At 36.4% G+C, this 21163-nt stretch carries 26 protein-coding genes; 13 read left to right on the forward strand and 13 right to left on the reverse strand.

Going from position 1 to position 21163, the window contains the following annotated elements:
• Window positions 1-12: 12 nt before the first annotated feature.
• Window positions 13-1314 (reverse strand): phosphate regulon sensor histidine kinase PhoR, encoded by a 1302-nt coding sequence (gene phoR / locus FIT79_RS01455; protein WP_139867021.1) that lies wholly within the window; start codon window positions 1312-1314, stop codon window positions 13-15.
• Window positions 1315-1380: 66 nt separating this feature from the next.
• Entirely contained in the window at window positions 1381-2067 is a 687-nt protein-coding gene (gene phoB, locus FIT79_RS01460; RefSeq protein WP_139867023.1) for a phosphate regulon transcriptional regulator PhoB, read from the reverse strand.
• 139 nt (window positions 2068-2206) lie between these two features.
• Between phoB and FIT79_RS01465 the strand changes: the two genes are divergently transcribed.
• The 3 genes from FIT79_RS01465 to nusB all read left to right on the forward strand — a co-directional run bounded on the left by FIT79_RS01465 (window position 2207) and on the right by nusB (window position 4869).
• Entirely contained in the window at window positions 2207-3877 is a 1671-nt protein-coding gene (locus FIT79_RS01465) for an OFA family MFS transporter (RefSeq protein ID WP_139875385.1), read from the forward strand.
• An 81-nt stretch (window positions 3878-3958) separates the two neighbouring features.
• Window positions 3959-4408, forward strand: coding sequence for a 6,7-dimethyl-8-ribityllumazine synthase (ribH, locus tag FIT79_RS01470; RefSeq protein ID WP_139867027.1), 450 nt, complete (start codon window positions 3959-3961; stop codon window positions 4406-4408).
• Window positions 4408-4869, forward strand: coding sequence for a transcription antitermination factor NusB (nusB, locus tag FIT79_RS01475; protein ID WP_139875386.1), 462 nt, complete (start codon window positions 4408-4410; stop codon window positions 4867-4869). The genes ribH and nusB overlap by 1 nt, the downstream gene beginning before the upstream one ends.
• Here nusB and FIT79_RS01480 read toward each other — a convergent pair.
• The 5 genes from FIT79_RS01480 to FIT79_RS01500 are packed head-to-tail and all read right to left on the reverse strand — an operon-like array spanning window position 4866 to window position 8977.
• On the reverse strand, window positions 4866-5585 hold the full coding sequence (locus tag FIT79_RS01480) for a UDP-2,3-diacylglucosamine diphosphatase (RefSeq protein WP_223259643.1): 720 nt from the start codon (window positions 5583-5585) through the stop codon (window positions 4866-4868). The two genes, nusB and FIT79_RS01480, sit on opposite strands and share 4 nt — an antisense overlap.
• A gap of 2 nt (window positions 5586-5587) precedes the next feature.
• The gene (locus FIT79_RS01485) at window positions 5588-6073 is read right to left on the reverse strand and encodes a peptidylprolyl isomerase (protein WP_139875388.1); all 486 of its coding nucleotides are present in this window, start codon (window positions 6071-6073) and stop codon (window positions 5588-5590) included.
• A gap of 20 nt (window positions 6074-6093) precedes the next feature.
• The gene (locus FIT79_RS01490; protein ID WP_223260789.1) at window positions 6094-6684 is read right to left on the reverse strand and encodes a peptidylprolyl isomerase; all 591 of its coding nucleotides are present in this window, start codon (window positions 6682-6684) and stop codon (window positions 6094-6096) included.
• Window positions 6650-7900, reverse strand: a complete 1251-nt coding sequence (locus FIT79_RS01495; protein WP_139875389.1) for a L,D-transpeptidase family protein — start codon at window positions 7898-7900, stop codon at window positions 6650-6652. The genes FIT79_RS01490 and FIT79_RS01495 overlap by 35 nt, the downstream gene beginning before the upstream one ends.
• 3 nt (window positions 7901-7903) lie before the next feature.
• On the reverse strand, window positions 7904-8977 hold the full coding sequence (locus FIT79_RS01500) for a nuclear transport factor 2 family protein (protein WP_139875390.1): 1074 nt from the start codon (window positions 8975-8977) through the stop codon (window positions 7904-7906).
• Between the two features lie 125 nt (window positions 8978-9102).
• On the opposite strand from FIT79_RS01500, the gene cysS reads away from it, so the two are divergent.
• Genes cysS through FIT79_RS01515 form a run of 3 tightly spaced genes read left to right on the forward strand, consistent with a single transcriptional unit; the run spans window position 9103 to window position 12627 of the window.
• Complete coding sequence (gene cysS, locus FIT79_RS01505; RefSeq protein WP_139875391.1) at window positions 9103-10461, forward strand: cysteine--tRNA ligase; 1359 nt, start codon at window positions 9103-9105, stop codon at window positions 10459-10461.
• A 3-nt stretch (window positions 10462-10464) separates the two neighbouring features.
• Complete coding sequence (argJ, locus tag FIT79_RS01510; protein ID WP_139875392.1) at window positions 10465-11691, forward strand: bifunctional glutamate N-acetyltransferase/amino-acid acetyltransferase ArgJ; 1227 nt, start codon at window positions 10465-10467, stop codon at window positions 11689-11691.
• 3 nt (window positions 11692-11694) lie between these two features.
• Window positions 11695-12627: a Nudix family hydrolase gene (locus FIT79_RS01515; protein ID WP_189644861.1), complete on the forward strand. Its 933-nt coding sequence runs from the start codon at window positions 11695-11697 to the stop codon at window positions 12625-12627.
• A gap of 2 nt (window positions 12628-12629) precedes the next feature.
• Here FIT79_RS01515 and FIT79_RS01520 read toward each other — a convergent pair whose 3' ends face one another.
• From FIT79_RS01520 to coaE, 4 genes are read right to left on the reverse strand one after another with little or no spacing between them, the layout of a single operon-like run.
• On the reverse strand, window positions 12630-13073 hold the full coding sequence (locus FIT79_RS01520; RefSeq protein WP_139871072.1) for a copper chaperone PCu(A)C: 444 nt from the start codon (window positions 13071-13073) through the stop codon (window positions 12630-12632).
• The gene (locus FIT79_RS01525; protein ID WP_139870058.1) at window positions 13057-13245 is read right to left on the reverse strand and encodes a DNA gyrase inhibitor YacG; all 189 of its coding nucleotides are present in this window, start codon (window positions 13243-13245) and stop codon (window positions 13057-13059) included. Before FIT79_RS01525 ends, FIT79_RS01520 begins: the two co-directional genes overlap by 17 nt.
• A complete protein-coding gene (gene zapD, locus FIT79_RS01530) occupies window positions 13242-14009 on the reverse strand; it encodes a cell division protein ZapD (protein ID WP_139867048.1) in 768 nt (255 codons plus the stop codon). The genes FIT79_RS01525 and zapD overlap by 4 nt, the downstream gene beginning before the upstream one ends.
• Window positions 14010-14030: 21 nt before the next feature.
• On the reverse strand, window positions 14031-14636 hold the full coding sequence (gene coaE, locus FIT79_RS01535) for a dephospho-CoA kinase (protein ID WP_139875394.1): 606 nt from the start codon (window positions 14634-14636) through the stop codon (window positions 14031-14033).
• A 98-nt stretch (window positions 14637-14734) separates the two neighbouring features.
• Here coaE and FIT79_RS01540 point away from each other — a divergent pair, with 98 nt between their 5' ends.
• On the forward strand, window positions 14735-15085 hold the full coding sequence (locus FIT79_RS01540; protein WP_139867052.1) for a hypothetical protein: 351 nt from the start codon (window positions 14735-14737) through the stop codon (window positions 15083-15085).
• Here FIT79_RS01540 and FIT79_RS01545 read toward each other — a convergent pair.
• Window positions 15082-16050 carry a polyprenyl synthetase family protein gene (locus FIT79_RS01545; protein WP_139875395.1) on the reverse strand — a complete coding sequence of 323 codons (969 nt, stop codon included), beginning with the start codon at window positions 16048-16050 and terminating at the stop codon, window positions 15082-15084. The two genes, FIT79_RS01540 and FIT79_RS01545, sit on opposite strands and share 4 nt — an antisense overlap.
• Before the next feature lie 165 nt (window positions 16051-16215).
• Between FIT79_RS01545 and rplU the strand changes: the two genes are divergently transcribed.
• From rplU to FIT79_RS01575, 6 genes are all read left to right on the forward strand, one after another.
• The gene (gene rplU, locus FIT79_RS01550; RefSeq protein ID WP_139871077.1) at window positions 16216-16530 is read left to right on the forward strand and encodes a 50S ribosomal protein L21; all 315 of its coding nucleotides are present in this window, start codon (window positions 16216-16218) and stop codon (window positions 16528-16530) included.
• 14 nt (window positions 16531-16544) lie between these two features.
• Complete coding sequence (rpmA, locus tag FIT79_RS01555) at window positions 16545-16802, forward strand: 50S ribosomal protein L27 (protein WP_139867058.1); 258 nt, start codon at window positions 16545-16547, stop codon at window positions 16800-16802.
• 65 nt (window positions 16803-16867) lie between these two features.
• Window positions 16868-17905 (forward strand): Obg family GTPase CgtA, encoded by a 1038-nt coding sequence (cgtA, locus tag FIT79_RS01560; RefSeq protein ID WP_139867060.1) that lies wholly within the window; start codon window positions 16868-16870, stop codon window positions 17903-17905.
• Complete coding sequence (proB, locus tag FIT79_RS01565) at window positions 17883-19001, forward strand: glutamate 5-kinase (RefSeq protein WP_139875396.1); 1119 nt, start codon at window positions 17883-17885, stop codon at window positions 18999-19001. The genes cgtA and proB overlap by 23 nt, the downstream gene beginning before the upstream one ends.
• A gap of 21 nt (window positions 19002-19022) precedes the next feature.
• The gene (gene purE / locus FIT79_RS01570; RefSeq protein WP_139867064.1) at window positions 19023-19523 is read left to right on the forward strand and encodes a 5-(carboxyamino)imidazole ribonucleotide mutase; all 501 of its coding nucleotides are present in this window, start codon (window positions 19023-19025) and stop codon (window positions 19521-19523) included.
• Window positions 19524-19555: 32 nt separating this feature from the next.
• On the forward strand, window positions 19556-20671 hold the full coding sequence (locus tag FIT79_RS01575; RefSeq protein ID WP_420898289.1) for a 5-(carboxyamino)imidazole ribonucleotide synthase: 1116 nt from the start codon (window positions 19556-19558) through the stop codon (window positions 20669-20671).
• Between the two features lie 26 nt (window positions 20672-20697).
• Here the strand turns inward: FIT79_RS01575 and rpsT are convergent, their stop codons facing one another.
• On the reverse strand, window positions 20698-20961 hold the full coding sequence (gene rpsT / locus FIT79_RS01580) for a 30S ribosomal protein S20 (protein ID WP_139867068.1): 264 nt from the start codon (window positions 20959-20961) through the stop codon (window positions 20698-20700).
• Between the last annotated feature and the right edge of the window lie 202 nt (window positions 20962-21163).

Below are 21163 nucleotides of genomic sequence, written 5' to 3' on the forward strand. Positions count from 1 at the left end.
TCATTTTCTTCTTCATTTCTTAAGAGACAGTCTTTCTTGCGGGAAAATGATTTTAAATTGACTGCCTTTACCTACCTGACTTGTAATTTCTATTTGTGCCTGATGTCGAATGCAGACATGTTTTACAATAGATAATCCTAATCCAGTACCCCCAGTAATTCTGCTTCTATCAGCATTAATTCTATAAAAGCGCTCCGTAAGTCTCGGAATTAGCTTTTCATCAATACCGATACCAGAATCTTGCACTTCAAAATAAGGTTTTTGATTTTCCATATCCCATATAACATTAATCGACCCGCCTTTTTCTGTATAGCGTATAGCATTACTTACTAAATTCAGAAATGCACTATATATTTCTTTTTCATATCCTAATAAAGCAATATTTTTTTTAATGGACATATTAATTTTATGTAATTTGCCGGATATCAAATCTGAATCTTTCTCCAGTCGCTTAAAGAGTTGGTGCATATCTATTTCTTTTTTTTCGGCTGCTGCTGCGTTTGATTCTATCGAGGAAAGTTGAAGTAAGTCCTCAACTAGTTTTTTCATGCGATCTGATTGCTCAAGCATCATTTGCAGATAGGGATAGGTTTTTTTATTGAATTCATTTTTCATATCTGAAAGTGTTTCTAAAAATCCAATGATGACCGTTAGCGGCGTTTTTAACTCATGTGAAACATTTGCAATAAAATCACGCTTAATAGAATCATTTTTTTCAATCTGTGTAATATCTCTACAGATAAGAAGTTTTTGACTTGCACCAAAAGGGACTAGAAGTATTTCGAATGATCTGCTTGTATTGCGCCAAGAAATTAACTTAAGCGAGTCATTGTATTTATTGTCACTGAGGTATTCAGTAAAGCTAGTTTCGCGCAATAAGTAGTTGATAGGCTGATTGATATCTTTGGATAGATTAATGCCGAGCATTTTTTCTGAAGGCTTGTTGCACCATTCAATCTCATTATTTTGATTTAGAGCAACAATACCATCAGGAATAGCTTCTGCTGCTGTCATAAATCTGCCAAGTGTTGTGGTTAGTTCAGACTTACTTTTCTTTTGTTTTCTATATTCTCGATAGAGTATGGAAAATATTTCTTCCCAGATGCCTGATCCATCAGGGATAGTTGATAGATTTGGATTTTTAAGCCATTTGTTTAGACGGTGAATCCAATAAACATGAGAAAGTAAATAGACAGTGAGGCATAAGACAAAAAACAAAAAAGCAACTTCTAAACTTTTAAATCCCCAAACAACAAGAGATAAAAAGGATACAAATAATAAAACCCAAAAAGTATTCCAACGGATATCTTGCAATGTTATTTCTCGCTAAAAACTTATCAGTATTATAGCGAGTAATGCTTGAAGTGATCTAGGTAAATTCTATTTTGTAGAGAGTCTGTAACCTGAGCCTCGGACAGTCTGAATTAAATTTTCATGTTCAGATTGGGTAAGAATATTTCTCAATCTTCGAATATGAACATCGACTGTTCTATCCTCAATAAAAATTTGACTCCCCCAAACTTTATCCAATAATTGACTTCTTGAATAAACTCTTTCAGGGTTGCTCATAAAAAAATGAAGCAATCTAAATTCTGTTGGACCCATCTCCAGCAGTTTATTGTTTCCGGTAACGCGATGGGATACAGGATTTAATTCTAGGCCATTAATTTTCAAGATATCTTCAGTAAGTTCAGGTGCCTTTCTTCTAAGAACAGCTTTGATTCGAGCGTTAAGTTCTCTAGGACTAAAGGGCTTCGTAATATAGTCGTCTGCACCAACCTCCAAACCTTTAACTTTATCTAATTCATCACTTCGGGCTGTTAACATGATAATTGGTATTGTTTTTGTTAAAGCATTGCTACGCAATTTTTTTGCAAAATCTATACCTGACATACCAGGCAACATCCAGTCGAGCAGGATAATATCGGGAAGAGCTTCGTTAATGAGTTTTTCTGCATGTTCTGCACTTATAGCCCTTAAAGGGTTATAGCCGGCCTGAGAAATATTAAGTGCCAAAAGCTCAAGAATCGGGCTTTCATCTTCAACGATCAGTATATTGGCTTTCATAGTTGCTTATATTAATGGATTGGTTATGATCGTATGACATTTGTATGACATTTTAATGACAATATATAGTTTACAAAGAATAAGATGTTTTTTTTAAAAATTAATTTAATATTGAAATGTTGATTTTCGGAGAATGTGTATGCCAAGTTTTTTTTCAAAAGAATATATCACTGCTAAGGCTTCTTATAATCGTTGGTTGGTTCCCCCTGCAGCATTAGCCATTCATCTTTCAATTGGTATGGCCTATGGATTTAGTGTCTTTTGGAAGCCTTTAGGGAACGCCTTAACAGGTCCAGATGGCAAGGCTTTAGCTGCATGCTCTGCTGGAGCAGCTACCTTTGCAGATAAACTTCATGGAACACTTAGAGCTTTAACTGCGACAGATTGTAACTGGACTCAATTTGATTTAGGGTGGATGTACACCCTGTTCTTTGTTCTTTTAGGCTGTTCTGCAGCTTTTTGGGGAAGCTGGTTAGAGCGAGCGGGCCCCAGAAAAGCCGGGCTTGTATCTACATTATGTTGGTGTGGCGGATTGTTGCTTTCCGCATTTGGCATATATACACATCAGCTTTGGATGATGTGGCTTGGCAGTGGCGTCATTGGTGGGATAGGCTTAGGCTTAGGATATATTTCCCCTGTATCGACTCTAATTAAATGGTTTCCCGATAAAAGAGGTATGGCCACTGGCATGGCGATTATGGGTTTTGGAGGAGGTGCAATGATTGGCTCCCCACTAGCCACAATGCTAATGACAAAATTTTCTACAAGCACTAACGGCATGATTCAGCCTGGGATTTGGCAAACATTCGTTGTATTGGCCATTATTTATACTATTTTTATGATTTCAGGCTCTTTAGGCTATAGAGTCCCTCCAACAGGATGGAAGCCAACAGGATGGAATCCTCCCAAGAATAAAAATAATAATATGATTTCGGTTAATCACGTGCATTTAAAAAAGGCGCATAAAACGCCACAATTTTGGTTTCTGTGGATAGTTCTTTGTATGAATGTGTCAGCAGGTATAGGTATTATTGGAGCGGCAGCACCAATGCTTCAAGAAACTTTTGGCGGTGCCTTAATTGGCCAATCAGATCTAGGTTTTGCAGATCTTAAAAAAGATGAGGCCCTATTGGCGCTTGCAGCAGCCGTAGGCGCAGGATTTGTAGGGTTAATTTCTTTATTTAATATTTTTGGCCGATTTTTTTGGGCCAGTATTTCAGATAAATTAGGAAGAAAACTGACTTATATTGTATTTTTTACACTTGGTATCTTGATGTACGTCACCGCGTCCTATATGGCTGGATCAAAATCATTAGCGCTCTTTGCAGCATGTTTTTGTATTATTGCTTCTATGTATGGTGGAGGATTTGCAACGATACCGGCTTACTTAGCAGACATGTTTGGAACTCAATTTGTGGGGGCAATTCATGGAAGAATTCTCACAGCTTGGTCAACTGCCGGCATATTAGGCCCTGTGATTGTAAATTATATGCATGATATGAGGGTTGAAGCACAAGTTCCTTTTTCGGAAATTTATGCACCCATTTTTTATATTTTAGCGAGCATGCTTGCTATCGGATTTATTGCAAATCTTATGGTGAGACCTGTGGACAAAAAATTCTTTATGACTGATAAAGAGTTATTAGCTGAAAAAAAATTAGCCCATGAAAAATTTATTTCAACAAAAGAAACCTTTGGGAAAGCTGAAAAAACTCCATTAATATCTTTTCTTGCTTGGTCAGCTGTTGGCATACCTATATCTTATGGGATATGGAGCACCATACAAAAGGCTTGGATATTGTTTCATTAACTTATATAAAAGCAAAAGATAGCTCTCATATAAGTTAAAATTACTTTTTTATTTAAAAGTAATACTAAAGGACTTAGTGAATTGAGAGAGATTTTAAAAAATTCAAATGGAGAATTGTTCTCTATTGGTATTGTGATGTCAGAATTTAATCCGCATGTTGGTGAAGCTCTAGTTAAGGCATGTCATAAAGAACTTCTAACTCTTGGTGTAAATGATGAACGTATTGTATTGGTAAAAGTTCCTGGTGCCTTAGAAAGTCCATTAGCTCTTAAAAAGATGGCACAAACAAAAAAATTTGATGCACTTATTGCAATGGGAGCTGTAATAAGAGGAGAGACTTTTCACTTTGAAGTTGTAGCAAACCACTCAGCAAAATCAATTATGGATGTTCAATTAGAATTTAGTATGCCAATTGTGAATGCAATATTGACTACTGAAAATGACGAGCAGGCTATGGAGCGAGCCCCAGTTAAAGGCAAAGAAGCTGCTCAAGTGGCTATACAAATGATTCATTTATTAAAGTCAATCTAATGTTAGAAGTGCAACCGATTAAAAAGAAAAAGAAGCTTGTCAATAATAGACGTAAGTCCAGAGAGCTTGTGATGAAAAGTATTTATCGCGGCATCTTAAATCAGTTTGATATTAATCAGATTAAAAAAGACATTAAAGATGACCCTGATTATTTAAAAGCGGATGAAGTTTTTTACCACCAAATTTTTGATGGCATCATGAATAATATGGATCAATTAAATAATGAAATTTCAAGTTTCATTGATCGACCTATTGAAAAGCTAAGTCCTATAGAGCATTCAATTCTATGTATTTCAGTTTATGAGCTTATGTATGACGCGCTAATTCCATATAAGGTGGCTATTAATGAAGGCGTTGAATTAGCTAAGACCTTTGGTGGAATTGATGGGTATAAATATATCAATGGCGTGCTAGATAAAGTAGCTGAAAAAAGAAGACCGTTAGAGTTTCTAAAGCATTAAATTTGATGAGTTTTGATACCATGCAAATCTAGGGTTAAATAACTCCCCTGTTCATACCAGTCACCTAAAACAACGCGTTGCATTTGATGGTCATCAAGATTAATTGAATGATGGTATGGTCTATGTGTGTGGCCATGAATGAAAAAATCTGGGTAATTAAATTGAATTAGGATTCGATTTACTTCATCAGGATTTGCATCCATGATTTCTTCAGATTTATTTTTTTTATTTAATTCACTTTGCTTTCTGAATTCATTTGCAATTAAGACTCGCTCAGGAAGAGGTTTTTTTAGAAATTCATTTTTCCATGATTCATCTCTAACTTTGTTTTTGAAAGATTGATACTCAGTATCATCTGTACAGAGTGAATCCCCATGACTTAGAAGTATTTTTCTGTCATAAATTTTGATAAGCGTTGGATCCTTTAATAAAATGGCGCCCGTTTTTTTTTCAAAGGTAGACCCTATAAGAAAGTCTCTATTGCCGTGCATTAAAAAAACTTTAACATGACGTTCGACCAAACTTTTAAGGGCGCTGATTACATTTTCATGATAGCTTGAATCGTCACCGATCCAATATTCAAAAAGATCGCCAAGTATAAAGAGTGCATCAACCTGACTAGTCATTTTATTTAAAAAATTAACGAAAGCATCAGTAATGCTTGGGCGACTTTCGCACAAGTGTATGTCTGATACAAAGATAGTTTGATTAGGCAATATTAGTTAATAGCGACATTAAGAATTGTGACAGTTTCAATAGGAACATCTTGATGGCCACCCGAATTACCTGTTGCGACTTTTTGAATTTTATCGACAATGTCAGAACCTTCAATGACTTTTCCAAAAACGCAATAACCCCAACCATCTTGGCCTGGGTAATTTAAAAAATCATTATTATTTACATTAATAAAGAATTGGCTCGTAGCAGAGTCGGGTATTGAAGTTCTTGCCATGGCAATAGTGTATTTGTTATTTTTAAGGCCATTATTAGCCTCATTTTTAATAGGTTTCTCAGTAGCTTTTTGCTTCATCGAAGCATCAAATCCACCACCTTGAATCATGAAACCATCAATGACTCTGTGGAAAATAGTGCCATTGTAATAACCATTCTTAGCATAACTTAAAAAATTTTCGACAGTAATGGGAGCCTTATCAGTGTCAAGCTCCAAAATGATATTGCCAAAATTGGTTGAGAGTGTAATCACTTTAATTCCTTTATAAAAAATTAGTTAATATGTTTTGCATTAATAATAATGACGGGCCTAATGGGCACATCAGAGAAGCCTTTGGAGTTGCCTGTAGGTAGCTGACCAATTTTTCGAATAACATTCATACCCTCAGTTATTTTGCCAAAAACACAGTAACCGATAGAACCTGCCTCAGGGCTTGTATAGTTTAAAAAATTGTTATCGATAAGATTTATAAAAAATTGGGCTGTTGCAGAATTAGGGTCATTTGTTCGAGCCATAGCAATAGTTCCTGCGCTATTTACTAATCCATTATTTGATTCATTAACAATAGGAGGTTGCGTTGTTTTTTCAGACATCTCTCGAGTAAATCCGCCACCCTGAATCATAAAGTTATTAATGACTCTATGAAAGATAGTTTCCTTATAAAAACCGTTATTTACGTAATATAAAAAATTAGCGACTGTTTTTGGAGCTTTTTCAGGATAGAGCTCAATCTTAAAGTTGCCTTGATTAGTTTCAAACTCAACTACTGGATTAGCCGCATAGGTTAAGGGTGAAAATAAGAAAAAAACAAAAAGTAATTTGATTAAATTAAGCGCCGCCTTCATACATAATTCTCCATTCATTATTTTCATTAATCCAATACTGCCTTTTATTCATTTTATTGTTAATTGTAGGGCTTTTATAATCCTGAATAAAATCTACCAAAACCATTTCATTTTCTGTGTTCGGATAATCAAAGAATGAAATTTCAGATAGCCCTACAAAAACCTTTTGCTTTTGAGCCTGAATAATTCTTTTTCTCTCAGCCCATGAGTCATAATTATCTTTTTGACTAAAAAAGTTTTTTGAATAAAATTTTAGGTAGCTTTCAGTATCTTGATCTTCCCATTTTTCTCTCCATCTTTCTATGGCATTAATAAGTGAAAGTTTTCTCTCAGCCAAATTTTTGTTACTAGACTCTAGATCTTTTAATGACTGAAAAGAAATAATAATAGGAATTTTGTTGTTATCTAAAACAGAAGATAGCTTCATTAGATCAGGGTTACTTAATACAATACATCCATCACTTGCTAGCGGTGCTCTATTGTAAGTGGTCTTTGGCGTGCCATGAAGCCATATGCCAGAGCCATTTCTTTTATTTTTTATATCAATTTCATTTGGGTAACTTAAAGGGTAGGCTGCTTCACCATAAAAATCAGATAATGATTCTCTGATTTTTTTTCCTGTAAAGTAAACGCCCACCGGTGTCTTTTTATCGCCTTCATACTGCTTGCCAAATCCATTTTTGCCTATAGAAACATAAAAATCATCTTTATAAGAAAGCTTTCCATCTATATTTTCGTATAGATACAGTCGAGAACTACCTGCATCTACATAAAAAAGATATTTATCTTTATCGTTAAGTTGAGCAAAAATTTTCGGTTCATTTTGTAGATTTAAATTATTAAGGTATCTTTCAATTCTTACTTTTGCTTCATTTTTTAAATTTTCAACTTCTTCTTTTTTTTCACCTTTAGTTTCATCACCAATACCATTAATTTGCTTTGCGTGAGCTAAAAGCAAGTCCCCTTGAATTAGATAGGCTAACTTAAAATTTGGTGTTTGTTTGATAAGGGCGTCAATAGTTTTAAGGGCTATATCTACCTTACCTTCTGAAATTTCTACTAAAGATTTTACAAGCATCTTTTCAGGTGTTTCATATTTTAATTCAATAGGATTTAAATTATTATTTGCAACAAGCATTTCTTCGCTTAAGGCTTGGGAGGAATTAAAAAGAAGCGCCAGGATTAAAAAAAAGCGAAATTCTTTTGTCAGTAATATTTTGATGAAATTTATCATCAACTATTGTTTGCCAGAATATTCTTGCTCAATAAACCAACCAGAACCTTCTTTTCTTAAGATAAGAGTTTTGCTTGATATTTGAGTTAGTTTATTTGAAGTATATTTTTGTTTAAAAGTCACCTGAGCAAAACTATCGCCTTTTCTTGAGATGCTTGTTCCAGAAACTTCCACTGTAATTATGTCCTTACCTACAATTCTATTCCTTCTTGATTCTTGCCAGTCTGAAAAGCTTTCTCCATTCGGTGTTCTGAAGTTAGAAGAATATTTAGCTAGATAAGCATTAACGTTTTTTGACGACCAAGCTTCAGCCCATTCTGCTAAAAAAGAATCAATTTCAGAATCACTATTATTAGCTATATTATTTTTAACAGAAGGCATTTCCTGGGGTAAATTTTTTGGTGGCTGCACATTTGCAGTTTGAGTCGGCGGTGATGTCATAGTCGATTGCGCAATTGCAGGTTTCTTGTTGACGTCGTTAGTCGCTATTTGAACTGGCTGTGAGGTAGGGGCAACTGGTGCTTTAATATCATTTGCATTAAAGAGTTTTTTGATAAGGGATAGTTTTGTTTTAGCTTGTAAATTTGTTTTATCAATTTCCAAAGCTTTGTTGTAGGCAACCGTAGCTCGTTTAGTATAAAGATCACCCAAATTAACATGAGCAGTTGCGTAGCTAGGGTGAGTTTTAATAGCTGACTCCAGAGCTTTTTGTGCCTTATCGTAGTCACCTAATTCAGCATAGAGTACTGCTAAATTATTAAATGGCTCAGGAAGGCTGGGATGTTTTTCAGTGAGGTAAGTGAATGCTAATATGGCTTCGTTATATTTTCCAAGCTCAGCCTTCACAACGCCTTTAATAAAGATGATCTGAGGGTCATTAGGATTCGTTTTAAGATACAGGTCTATTTGTTGAGCGGCTTTTTCTTTTTCGCCTTTTTCAATAAGTTGCATAATCGCTTTAAAATCATCAGCTGCGTAAATGTCATTTGCTATGAAAAATGTAGATAGGGATAAAAGGATAAACAGTAAAAAACCTTTTAAATTCTTAATATTAGAACATTCGTTTTTTTGCGGCATGGTATGATTTAACCTAATAAATTTAGCATAATTCTACCAAATAGCACCCTTATCATCTATATGTTATTTATGAATAAGCCCTTCACTATTCCTTTGTTATTCTTGAAATTACAAGCTTATTTGTAATGATTAAAATCTATAACACCCTTTCGAAAAGCAAAGAGACTTTTAAGCCTATCCAGGAAGGGCAAGTGAACATCTATGTATGCGGAATGACGGTCTATGACTTATGTCATATTGGGCATGCGCGTGTAATGGTTATTTTTGACGTGGTAAGGCGTTGGTTTGATATCTTAGGATATAGCGTGAATTATGTTAGAAATATTACTGATATAGACGACAAGATTATCAGTCGCTCCATTCAAAACAATGAATCGATTCAAGCTCTCACGCAAAGATATATAAACGAAATGAATGATGATGCGAAAGCGCTCGGCGTTTTGAGTCCTTCAAACGAGCCAAAAGCAACAGAACATATTAAAGACATGCTTTCTATGATTCAGATATTGATTGAAAAGCAGCATGCCTATGTTGCTAAAAATGGAGATATTTTTTATTCAGTAAGATCTTTTAAGGAATATGGAAAATTATCGGGCAAATCAATAGAAGATTTGCGGGCGGGCGAGAGAGTTGATATCGACCAAAATAAGCATGATGAATTGGATTTTGTTTTGTGGAAGTCTGCAAAACCTAATGAGCCGAGCTGGGAATCGCCTTGGGGTAAAGGAAGGCCGGGCTGGCATATTGAATGTTCAGCAATGAGCTCTCATTATCTTGGCCATCATTTTGATATTCACGGAGGTGGACAGGACCTTCAATTTCCTCATCATGAAAACGAAATAGCTCAATCTGAAGCCGCACATGATTGCAAGATGGCTAATTATTGGATGCATAACGGTTTTGTGAGGGTTGATGATGAAAAAATGTCTAAGTCTTTGGGAAATTTTTTCACTATACGGACAGTGCTTGAAAAATTTGATCCAGAGGTGGTTAGATTTTTTATTTTAAGAGCCCATTATCGAAGCCCACTCAATTATTCAGATGCGCATCTTGATGATGCAAAATTAGCATTACAAAGATTATATGTAAGCTTAAGGGGATTTAAGATTGAGAATTCTGATGTGGATTGGCGCCATCCATTAGCAAATAAATTCAAAGAAGCTATGAATGATGACTTCAACACACCTGAGGCTATCTCTGTTTTATTTGAACTAGCAAATGAAATTAATAAAAGCAAATCTGAACCTCTTGCTGGCTTGCTTAAAGCTCTTGCGAAGACAATTGGACTTCTCGAAAGAGATCCAGAAAATTTTCTAAAAGGCGATGAAAAAATTTCTCTTAATATTGATGCATTAATTTTACAAAGATATGAGGCGAAAAATAATAAAGATTTTAAGGAGGCAGATCGTATAAGATCTTTATTGCTTGAAAATGGCGTTGTGTTAGAAGATACCCCTCAAGGGACTATTTGGAGAAAAGAATAAGCTATGCCAGTTAATCTTAAGCCACTCACTATAGATTCTATTTTCCCCATCAAAGGTATATCGCTTGGGACTGCTAAAGCGCATATTAAAAAACCTAACCGGAAAGATTTGCTGTTAGTAACTATTGCAGAAGGCTCAAGAGTTTCGGGCGTATTTACGCAAAATGCATTTTGTGCAGCACCTGTTCTTCTTTGCAAGGAACATTTAAAAAATGAATCCGGTATTCGTGCGCTCATTATTAATACTGGTTGTGCTAATGCAGGTACGGGAGAAGAAGGCATCTCAAAGGCGAAAGAAACGTGCCAAGCTGTCAGCGAACTTCTTTCCATCAACTCAAGACAAGTTTTACCATTTTCGACGGGTGTCATTTTAGAAAGCCTGCCAATTGATAAAATTAAAAATGGATTGCCAGATACAGTAAAAAACTTAGACCCAGCTCACTGGTTCGATGCAGCAGAAGCTATCATGACTACAGATATTGCTCCAAAGGGAGCCTCGAGAAGAATAAAGATTCAAGATAGGGAAATTTTTATTTCTGGTGTAAGTAAAGGCTCCGGCATGATTCATCCAAACATGGCAACCATGTTGTCATTTATTGCAACAGACGCTTCTATCAATCAAATCCTACTTGATAAACTTCTTAAAGAAGTGACGCAACAATCATTTAATTGCATTACTGTTGATGGCGATACATCTACTAATGATTCATTCATTCTCATTGCAACAGGGCATGCAGGGAATCGTGAAATTATTGAAGAAGATAATGATTATGAGATTCTTAAGGCTGCCATTCTTGAGGTTGCCATTGAGCTAGCGCAGGCTATTGTGAGAGATGGAGAAGGCGCTACGAAATTCATTACTATTCAAGTCGAATCAGGTCTTGATAATGTTGAATGCAGAAAAGTAGGTTTTGCAATAGCACATTCACCTTTAATTAAGACAGCTTTCTTTGCATCTGATCCGAACTTGGGAAGAATATTAGCTGCAATTGGCTATGCTGGTATTGAGTCTCTTGATATTTCAAAAATAGAATTATATCTGGGAGATTTTTTAGTAGCAGAAAAAGGTGGTCGAGCAACTTCATATACTGAGCACCAGGGACAGGAAGTCATGAAACATTCTGAGATCAGTATGCGAATACTTCTTAATCGCGGCCATGCTAAAGCAACAATATGGACATGTGATTTTTCATATGACTATGTAAAAATTAATGCCGATTACCGCTCTTAAATTGTGAATATTGTTCGCGCAGCCGCAGCTGTTATCCAAAGACATGATGGATTTCTTCTGATGGCCCAAAGACCCCCTGGTCGAGGATGGAGCGGGTGGTGGGAATTTCCAGGTGGCAAGATTGAAATAAATGAATCACCTTTTGAGGCACTTCAAAGAGAGCTTCAGGAAGAAATTAATATTTCCGCAAATGATGCGACGTTATGGTTTGAGCGAAGTTACATCTACCCAGATAAGAAGGTCTATATCTACTTTTTTAAAGTGACTGATTGGACTGGCCAAATCACATCATGTGAGAATCAATTATTAGATTGGCAAAATCCATCTCATGTAACAGTTGCTCCAATACTACCTACCAATTTATTTGTGCTGAAATCTATTCTGCTTCCCTCAGTTTATGCCATTACGAATATTGAAGAAATGGGAGATACATTATTTTTTGAGCGATTCAAAATTAAACTTGAAGAAGGCTTGAAGATGATACAGGTGAGAGAAAAAAACTTACCTTACCAAGACGTAAAAAAAATAGCTCAAAAGATCTTAGATATGGCAAGGCCTTATCAGGCAAAAGTTTTAATTAATGAAAATGAAAAGCTCGCATTAGATATTGGAGCTGACGGTGTTCATTATCCATCACATAGACTAAATAAATTAAAAGACCGACCAGCCTTTTCTCTATGCGGAGCTTCTTGTCACAGCATAGAAGAGCTGATGATTGCACAAGATTTAAATATGTCATTTGCTGTATTTTCCCCAGTTCAAAAAACTGAATCTCATCCTCTTGCCGATCCGATAGGCTGGGAATTCTTTAGTGAATGTACAAATAAATTAGATTTACCAATTTATGCGCTTGGTGGACTCAACCCTTCGAGCTTAAGCACATCCTGGCAATATGGTGGACATGGTATTGCGATGAAAACGGCTATTTGGGAATAAAATTACTTGATGACTGCGTTAATTGATTTATCAAAAGACTGATTTTTTTTGTCCTTAAAATGAAGTGTAAGTTTCACTTTTTGGCCAGCCTTTAGAGGACCTTTAAAATCCATGAGCATTAAATGATGTCCACCGGACTTAAATTCAAATGTCTTGTCTTGGTCAATTCTGATTTCATGCGCCATACGCATTTTCATGACGCCTTTTTCTTGAATAGTATTGTGCATTTCTATCGTTTTAATTCTTTGAGAAGTAACCGAAGTCAGAATTAAATCTTCATTACTAAAAAGTGACATATAAGCGACGCTCATATCATCAGCTTCTTCAGTAGAAGCAATCCAAGCATTTTCTATTTTGATATCTGGCGCTGCTAGTATTTCTGTCGATATTAGAAGTGCAATTGCAAATAAGATAAATTTTAACAATTTTCTAGATAGAGTCTTCATTTAAATCCTCGAGGTTAATTTCAACAGGAATTTTATAGCCTTCATTTGCCCACTGACCCAAATCAATCATGCGGCATCGTTCAGAGCAAAAAGGCCTAAAAGCATTAGATAGACTATATTCAATGCTTTGATTGCATTGAGGGCAGTTTACAAAAGTAATCTTCGCGCTCATAACCAGCAAATACTATATTTAAATTCAAGATTTAATTTAACAGGCTCTTTTTTTAATTCTTCACTAAGCTGGTTAAAGAAAACATTAACGGTATATTTGTTTGCGCTAATTTCAGGATAAATATTTAAAGTCTTTTCAAGTTCAAGTCGGATAAGGTCGAATGTCTTGAGCGGGTCAATGGTTTGCTGATGTTTGCCTTCTTTTGCTTTGATCGACTCAACGTGACATTGATTTCTCAATATTAATAAAATGATAGAGGCCGCATCCTTAAATACCATAAGTGGCTGAGCCCAGGATTTAAAATCCTCTAATTTAGATTTTCTCGTTTTATGAGTTGCCCAGTTACGAAAATTTGGAAAATCAACATCTAGAAGGCCGCCGGGAGAGCTAATCCTTTTTTTAACCTCTTCTAAAAATAAATTGTTATTGAAGTTAAAGCCAGGCTTTACATCTATATTCTCTAACTTTTTACGAGCTACTTGTATCATTGGAATAATTTCTTTTGGATTGAGCTGCCCTTCTTTTAATGTTTGACTCTCTATGAGCGTTGACTGCTTCTTTTCTTGCCTTTCAAGCTCCTGAAGAAAATCAATTTTTAAATCAGACCTTGATACAAGCTGTACTATTTCAAAAAGTGTATTGAAACAACCGAATTCAAAATAATCATGTGTATTTTTTAATTGATGTTCAAATTTTTGATAGATTTCTTCAATACGAAGTAATCTTCGAATGCGTTCATTAAGCGGAAATTCAAATGTGATCATATGGGCATTATCGGTTTGATTTTATTTAACAGCAACTAAATTTAAATATTTCTTATGTAATGATTTTATCGATTCTTCTAGCTTTTCTATTGATCCATCATTAATAACGACATCATCTGCTTTTTCGATGCGTGAGCTACGATTGATTTGTTGGTCGATGATGGATTGAATAACAGAGATATCAATACCATCTCTTTTTTTAACACGTTCGATTTGATCATTTTCCTTACAGTCAATAACAAGTGATCTAGAAATAAGACTTGTGTATTGATTTGTTTCAAATAGTAGTGGAATGTCAATCACCACATAAGATTCGTGAGATAACGCATTTAGTCTTTTTTTCACTTCTTCATAAATTTTTGGGTGAAGAATTTTTTCGAGATTTATTTTTTTATTCTTATCTGAAAAAATAATTTCTTTTAATTTTTTTCGATCTAATTGATTGTCTTTATCGAATATAGCATCCCCAAAAACTAATTTGATTTCTTGTATAGCTTGATGACTTGTCTCTGTAATTTCTTTTGAAATATTATCGAGATCAATAACTTTAATACTTAAGGATTTAAATATTTTCAGCGCTTCACTTTTGCCTGATCCAATGCCGCCAGTCATCCCAATAATAAACATTATTTACCTTAAACTTTTTTAAATATTATGAATAAATTTACTTGAAATTATAGAATTAATCACCATTAATAGATCATGAATGATTTAAACTATGACTTATGAATGAATTGCAAAATACGCCAAACAACTTAATTCCATCGGAAGATCAATCTGCCTGGGCCGATTTAGTGATTTGTCGAGTAGAGGTTGATTTACCTAATTGGCTTTCACAGCTCGCAGGTGGCAGCAATTGGCAAGTTTACTCCGAATCGGAATATGATCACTCCATTAGTTTCTTATTGCGACAAGGCAAGAAGGAAGCAGAAGTAACTTTGTTTAATAATGGCTATGCTCAAGTTGATCTTAACGGTAAATCGATTTTTGATGGATCCATAACCTCAGGCACCAATAAATGTGCGCATCTGAGTTATTACCGTGCTGATAACGGTGATCCTATTGTTTTAAACTAGTAATCTCTCAATATTACAAATTGGGTGAGAGCTAAAAGAGCATCTTTATAAACTGAAGATCTAATGTGTTTAATCAGTTTTTCACCTTTTTCTATTTCTTCTTTTGCAAGCTGCCTCACATATTCTAGAGCTTTGGTTTCTTTGACAGCATTTAAAACACTCTCTAACTCCGTTAAGCCTCCATTTTCAATAGCTGCTCTAATAATATTTTTTTGCTGGTCATTACCTTTTTTCATTGTATATAAAAGAGGCAGTGTAGGTTTGCCTTCTGCTAAGTCATCACCTAGATTTTTTCCTATCTCTTCAGGGTTGCCTGATAGATCAAGAACATCATCAATCAACTGAAAAGCAATACCCATATGTTTTCCAAACTGAGCAAGGGCTTTTATGTCGGCATCATCAGCGCCACCTATAATGGCTCCGAGTTCGGCAGCAGATTCAAACAATTTGGCAGTTTTGTAGTACACAACTTTTAAATAATCCTCGTCTTCAATAGAAGCGTTATGAATATTTAAGAGCTGTAAGACTTCACCTTCTGCAATTGTGTTTGTTGTATTCGCTAAAACCTCCATCACTTTCATATGATTGATTTTCACCATCATCTGAAATGCCCTGGAGTAGATAAAATCGCCCACTAAAACGCTCGCAGCATTTCCAAAAATAGTATTCGCTGTTTTGTGGTTTCTTCGTTTTGTGGACTGGTCTACAACATCATCGTGAAGAAGTGTTGCAGTATGAATAAATTCAATGACTGCAGCCAATTCATGGTGCTCTTTTTGAATGGGGCCAAATAAACCACCCGCTAAGAGAAGGGTGCTTGGCCTTAAGCGCTTACCACCCCCCTGGATAATATGGCCTGCGACTTGGTTTACGAGAGGCACTTCGGAATGAAGTGAAGCTCGAATAACCTCGTTTACGGCAAGTAAATCGCTTTTAATTGGGGATAAAATGGTGCTAAGAGTCACAAAAACAAGGCTTAAGGGTTGTTAAAGTCTTATTTTAGCATAGCCCTCTTTGGGCTTTTTACAGACAAAAGGCCTTCATCCTTACCCTTGAAGAATTTGCTTAACAGGCCTAATTTAAGTATAATTCGCGATTCTTTTAAAGTTGTTAAAGTTTGAGGTTTTATCATGTACGCAGTAATCAAAACAGGTGGTAAGCAATATCGCGTAAATCAAGGCGATAAGCTTAAGATTGAAAAAATAGCAGGTGATGTAGGTGCGAATGTCGTTCTAGATCAAATTTTAACAGTCGTTGATGGTGATAACGTGACTATAGGCTCGCCTATTGTAAGAGGCGCTAGTGTTACAGCAACCGTAGTGAGCCACGGCCGTCATGATAAAGTGCGAATTTTTAAAATGCGCCGTAGAAAACACTACCGCAAATCTCAAGGTCATAGACAAAGCTTTACTGAGATTCAAATTGATAAAATATCAGCTAAATAATTTAAGGATTAATCATGGCACATAAAAAAGCAGGCGGAAGTTCAAGAAACGGTCGTGACTCCCAAGCCAAACGTCTTGGCGTAAAGGCTTTCGGTGAGCAGGTTGTTTCAGCTGGTAGCATTATTGTTCGTCAACGTGGCACTAAGATGCACCCGGGTGTAAATGTAGGTATGGGCAAAGATCATACCCTTTTTGCAAAGGCTGACGGTAAGGTAACCTTTACCATCAAAGGCGCATTAAAACGTAAAACCGTTAATATTGTTCCAGTCTAAGCAATTCTAAGATTCTACAAAGCCCTGTCAGTTGATAGGGCTTTTTTATTTGGTAAATTGATATTATGAAATTTATAGACGAAGCAACCATTAAGATCTACGCGGGCGATGGCGGCAATGGCATTGCAACATTTCGTCGAGAAAAATATGAGCCTATGGGAGGGCCTAGTGGTGGAGATGGTGGCCGAGGTGGCTCCGTATTTTTCGAAGCCGATCAAAATTTAAATACGCTCGTTGACTACCGTTACACGCGAACTTTAAAAGCGCAAAGAGGTGAAAATGGCCGAAGTGCTGAATGCTACGGCGCTAAAGGGGAGGATTTAATATTAAGGGTGCCTGTCGGCACAGTGATCTCAGATAAAGCGACTGGCGATTCTTACGCTGATTTAAGCCATCATGGGGACAGAGCTCTTTTAGCTAAAGGCGGTAAAGGCGGTCTTGGCAATATTCATTTTAAATCGAGTATTAATCGAGCGCCGAGACAATGCACTAAGGGCGAGCCTGGTGAAGAGTTTGAGCTTTATCTTGAGCTTAAAGTGCTAGCTGATGTGGGTCTCTTGGGTATGCCAAATGCTGGCAAATCTACTTTTATAAGATCTGTATCAGCGGCGAAACCAAAAGTAGCGGACTATCCTTTTACAACATTGCACCCTAATTTAGGTGTGGTGAGAGTAGGTGAGAATCAAAGTTTTGTGATTGCCGATATTCCTGGCCTTATTGAAGGCGCTTCAGAGGGCGCTGGTTTAGGGCATCAATTCTTAAGACATCTTGCAAGAACTACAATACTCTTACATTTAGTTGATATCGCACCTTTTGATCCCTCGGTGAATCCGGTCGATGAAGCGCGCGCTATTGTGAATGAATTAAAAAAATATGATGAACTTTTATATCAAAAACCACGCTGGTTGATATTAAATAAAATTGATATGGTAGAAGATGTTGCAGATAAGGTGAAAGCATTTGTTAAATCTTTCGGTTGGGCAGGCCCAGTATATTCAATCTCCGCAATTAAGGGAGTTGGTTGTAAAGAGCTTACATATGACATCATGACCTTTATTGAAGAAAATAAAAAAATTCAAAATGAAATCGTTATTAGCGAATAGTCAACGCATTATTATTAAAGTAGGCTCTAGCTTACTCACCAACCATGGTGAAGGGTTAGATCAAAAAGCTATTGCTTCATGGGTAGAGCAGATCGCTCATCTTGTTAAATCAGGCAAAGAAATTGTTTTGGTTTCAAGTGGCGCCGTCGCTGAAGGCATGCAAAGACTTGGTTGGAAAGCGAGACCAACTTTAATTAATGAATTACAAGCAGCAGCTGCTATTGGTCAAATGGGTTTAGTTCAAATTTATGAAAAGAATTTTTCACAGCACGCATTAAAAGCTGCACAGATTTTATTAACGCATGATGACCTTGCTGATCGGAAAAGATATCTCAATGCGCGCTCAACATTAAATACACTTTTAGAACTTAAAGTGATTCCAATTATCAATGAAAACGACACAGTAGTGACGGATGAAATTCGTTTTGGTGACAACGATACGCTGGCATCCCTAGTTGCTAATCTTATCGAGGCTGATCTCTTAGTGATTTTGACAGATCAACCAGGACTATTTTCTGAAGACCCAAGAAAAAATGAAGAAGCCAAGCTCATTCATCATGGCGTTGCAGGCGACATATCCCTAGAAGCAATGGCTGGCGGTGCAGGCTCTTCAATTGGTACAGGGGGTATGCTTACTAAAGTTTTAGCTGCTAAACGCGCATCTAGAAGTGGGGCGCATACAATCATCGCATCTGGCAAAGAAGAAAATGTTTTAATTCGACTTAGTCAAGGTGAAACCATTGGGACTCATTTAGAAAGCAAACAATTAAAAGTTGCAGCAAGAAAACAATGGCTTGCTGATCATTTACAACTAAGAGGCAAGTTAATATTAGATGACGGTGCTGTCGATGCGTTAAAAAAAGAAGGCAAAAGTTTATTGCCTATTGGTGTCACTTCGGTTGAAGGAGATTTTGATCGGGGAGAGGTTGTGCTTTGTCTTGATTCAAAGGGCGGCGAGATTGCGCGTGGACTCATCAATTATAATGCGGCCGAAACAAAAAAAATTATGGGCAAATCTACTAATTCGATAGAAAATTTATTGGGCTACATTGATCAGCCTTCTTTGATTCATCGAGATAATTTAATTTTACTTTAAGATTTTTAAAGGGAGTTTTGTATGTCAGAAAATAAAAAACTTGTCGCCATTGTTATGGGATCTGACAGTGATTGGCCGGTCATGAAATTTGCAGCTCAAATGCTTGCAGATTTTGATGTGCCTTACGAAGCCCAGGTCATTTCAGCGCATCGAACCCCAGATTTGATGTTTAAATTTGCTGAAGATGCTGCAAAAGAAGGCTATCAAATTATTATTGCAGGCGCAGGAGGTGCGGCTCATCTGCCTGGCATGGTTGCTTCTAAAACCACGTTGCCCGTATTAGGCGTGCCGATTCCTTCAAAACATCTTCAAGGTCAAGACTCTTTATTATCGATTGTACAAATGCCAAGAGGTATTCCTGTAGCCACTTTTGCTATCGGTGAGGCAGGGGCTGCAAATGCAGGACTTTTTGCAGTATCTATTTTGGCGCATGAAAATAAAATATTAGCTAAAAAGCTTGAAGTGTTTAGAGAAAAGCAAGCTAAAAAAGTCATCGATATGAATTTATCGGAGAAGCCTTGAGTCAACTAGATCAACCGCTTTTACCTCCAGCGATGCTTGGCATTCTTGGAGGAGGTCAGTTAGGCCGTTTCTTTGTGATTGCAGCTCATGAGATGGGTTACAAAGTCACTGTATTAGATCCTGATCCACAAAGTCCGGCAGGGACCATCGCAGATATTCATTTATGTAAATCTTATGATGACGTATCGGCTTTGGAAGTTATGAGAGATACATGTCAAGGCGTAACCACTGAATTTGAAAATGTTCCTGCAGATAGCATGGACTTCTTATCGAAAAAGATACATGTGAGCCCTTCAGCAGAATCGGTAAGAGTCGCTCAGTATCGCGTTCTTGAAAAAACTTTTTTAAAAGAATCGGGACTTCCCGTAGGTCCTTTTGAAATCATTCGGGACGACAAAGATATTCCATCTGATACTTCCTCTATTTATCCTGCTATCTTAAAAGTCGCTCGCTTTGGATATGACGGTAAAGGCCAGGCAAGAGTTGCTTCACAAAAAGAAGCATTAGTTGCTTTTCATCAATTCTCAAATCAGGAATGTGTTTTAGAAAAAATGCTTCCTTTAGATATGGAAGTTTCTTTAGTTTTGGCGCGAGATCAAGCAGGCCATATAGAGACGTTTAATGTTTCAGAGAATATTCATACTAACGGTATTTTAGATATCTCCATTGTGCCGGCGCGTTCAACACAATTGATTAATAATTTAGTAGATCAACTTGCAAAACAAGTAGCTCAAGCACTTAATTATGTCGGCGTACTAGGCGTTGAGTTCTTTGTCAGTGAGGGTAAAGTTTTTGTTAATGAGATTGCTCCTAGACCTCATAATTCTGGTCATTACACCATTGACGCTTCTGTGACGAATCAGTTTGAACAACAAGTAAGAGTGCTAGCAGGTCTTCCGCTTGGAAGCGCTGAGCTTCATTCATCCGCTGTCATGGTTAATCTATTAGGGGATGTTTGGACAAACAGCAAACAAAAAAAACCTGATTGGGATAAGGCTTTTAATGAGCCGGGTTTAAAAATGCATCTTTATGGAAAACATGAGGCAAGACCAGGTCGAAAGATGGGTCACTTTACCGTGGTAGATAAAAACTTAGATATAGCCTTTGAAAAGGCTATAAAAGTAAGAAAGCTTTTGGGAATTGCTTAGATCAAAGAGAGAAGCTCTCTTTGAAATTAAGCCATTGATTTGATTGCTGCGTTTAAGCGTTGTTTATGACGTGACGCTTTGTTTTTATGAATAATCTTTTTATCAGCGATACGGTCGATAACTGAAACATTTTCTTGGAAAGATGTTTTTGCAGCTGCTTTATCGCCAGTTTGAATTGCTTTTAAAATCTTTTTAATTGCAGTACGCAAAGTTGAACGCAAACTTGCATTGTGAGCTCGTTGCTTCGTTGCTTGGCGGGCACGTTTTCTAGCCTGTGCGGTATTTGCCATGTTTATCCTTTAGTTAATATCTTTTATTACGAAGGCGAGAATTTTAGCGATATTTGAGGTTTTATACAAGATAAAACGCTCATTTTAGCCCTAAATTTCAGTCATATCCCCTTGATATTCTAAGCTTATCAATATTTTTGTTGGAAACCTTGATAAAACGACCTCCATGCTAAAATCTTTGTAATTTAGTGACACTTAAATA

It is taken from the genome of Candidatus Methylopumilus universalis (assembly GCF_006365315.1).
GTDB lineage: Bacteria > Pseudomonadota > Gammaproteobacteria > Burkholderiales > Methylophilaceae > Methylopumilus > Methylopumilus universalis.

Bases quoted from the DNA above. Each gene is read 5' to 3' on its own strand.
- phoB (WP_139867023.1), bottom strand. From the start codon at position 2,067: ATGAAAGCCAATATACTGATCGTTGAAGATGAAAGCCCGATTCTTGAG.
- FIT79_RS01465 (WP_139875385.1), top strand. From the start codon at position 2,207: ATGCCAAGTTTTTTTTCAAAAGAATATATCACTGCTAAGGCTTCTTAT.
- nusB (WP_139875386.1), top strand. From the start codon at position 4,408: ATGTTAGAAGTGCAACCGATTAAAAAGAAAAAGAAGCTTGTCAATAAT.
- FIT79_RS01490 (WP_223260789.1), bottom strand. From the start codon at position 6,684: ATGAATGGAGAATTATGTATGAAGGCGGCGCTTAATTTAATCAAATTA.
- FIT79_RS01495 (WP_139875389.1), bottom strand. From the start codon at position 7,900: ATGATAAATTTCATCAAAATATTACTGACAAAAGAATTTCGCTTTTTT.
- FIT79_RS01500 (WP_139875390.1), bottom strand. From the start codon at position 8,977: ATGCCGCAAAAAAACGAATGTTCTAATATTAAGAATTTAAAAGGTTTT.
- cysS (WP_139875391.1), top strand. From the start codon at position 9,103: ATGATTAAAATCTATAACACCCTTTCGAAAAGCAAAGAGACTTTTAAG.
- argJ (WP_139875392.1), top strand. From the start codon at position 10,465: ATGCCAGTTAATCTTAAGCCACTCACTATAGATTCTATTTTCCCCATC.
- FIT79_RS01520 (WP_139871072.1), bottom strand. From the start codon at position 13,073: ATGAAGACTCTATCTAGAAAATTGTTAAAATTTATCTTATTTGCAATT.
- FIT79_RS01525 (WP_139870058.1), bottom strand. From the start codon at position 13,245: ATGAGCGCGAAGATTACTTTTGTAAACTGCCCTCAATGCAATCAAAGC.
- zapD (WP_139867048.1), bottom strand. From the start codon at position 14,009: ATGATCACATTTGAATTTCCGCTTAATGAACGCATTCGAAGATTACTT.
- coaE (WP_139875394.1), bottom strand. From the start codon at position 14,636: ATGTTTATTATTGGGATGACTGGCGGCATTGGATCAGGCAAAAGTGAA.
- FIT79_RS01540 (WP_139867052.1), top strand. From the start codon at position 14,735: ATGAATGAATTGCAAAATACGCCAAACAACTTAATTCCATCGGAAGAT.
- rplU (WP_139871077.1), top strand. From the start codon at position 16,216: ATGTACGCAGTAATCAAAACAGGTGGTAAGCAATATCGCGTAAATCAA.
- rpmA (WP_139867058.1), top strand. From the start codon at position 16,545: ATGGCACATAAAAAAGCAGGCGGAAGTTCAAGAAACGGTCGTGACTCC.
- cgtA (WP_139867060.1), top strand. From the start codon at position 16,868: ATGAAATTTATAGACGAAGCAACCATTAAGATCTACGCGGGCGATGGC.
- proB (WP_139875396.1), top strand. From the start codon at position 17,883: ATGAAATCGTTATTAGCGAATAGTCAACGCATTATTATTAAAGTAGGC.
- purE (WP_139867064.1), top strand. From the start codon at position 19,023: ATGTCAGAAAATAAAAAACTTGTCGCCATTGTTATGGGATCTGACAGT.
- FIT79_RS01575 (WP_420898289.1), top strand. From the start codon at position 19,556: ATGCTTGGCATTCTTGGAGGAGGTCAGTTAGGCCGTTTCTTTGTGATT.
- rpsT (WP_139867068.1), bottom strand. From the start codon at position 20,961: ATGGCAAATACCGCACAGGCTAGAAAACGTGCCCGCCAAGCAACGAAG.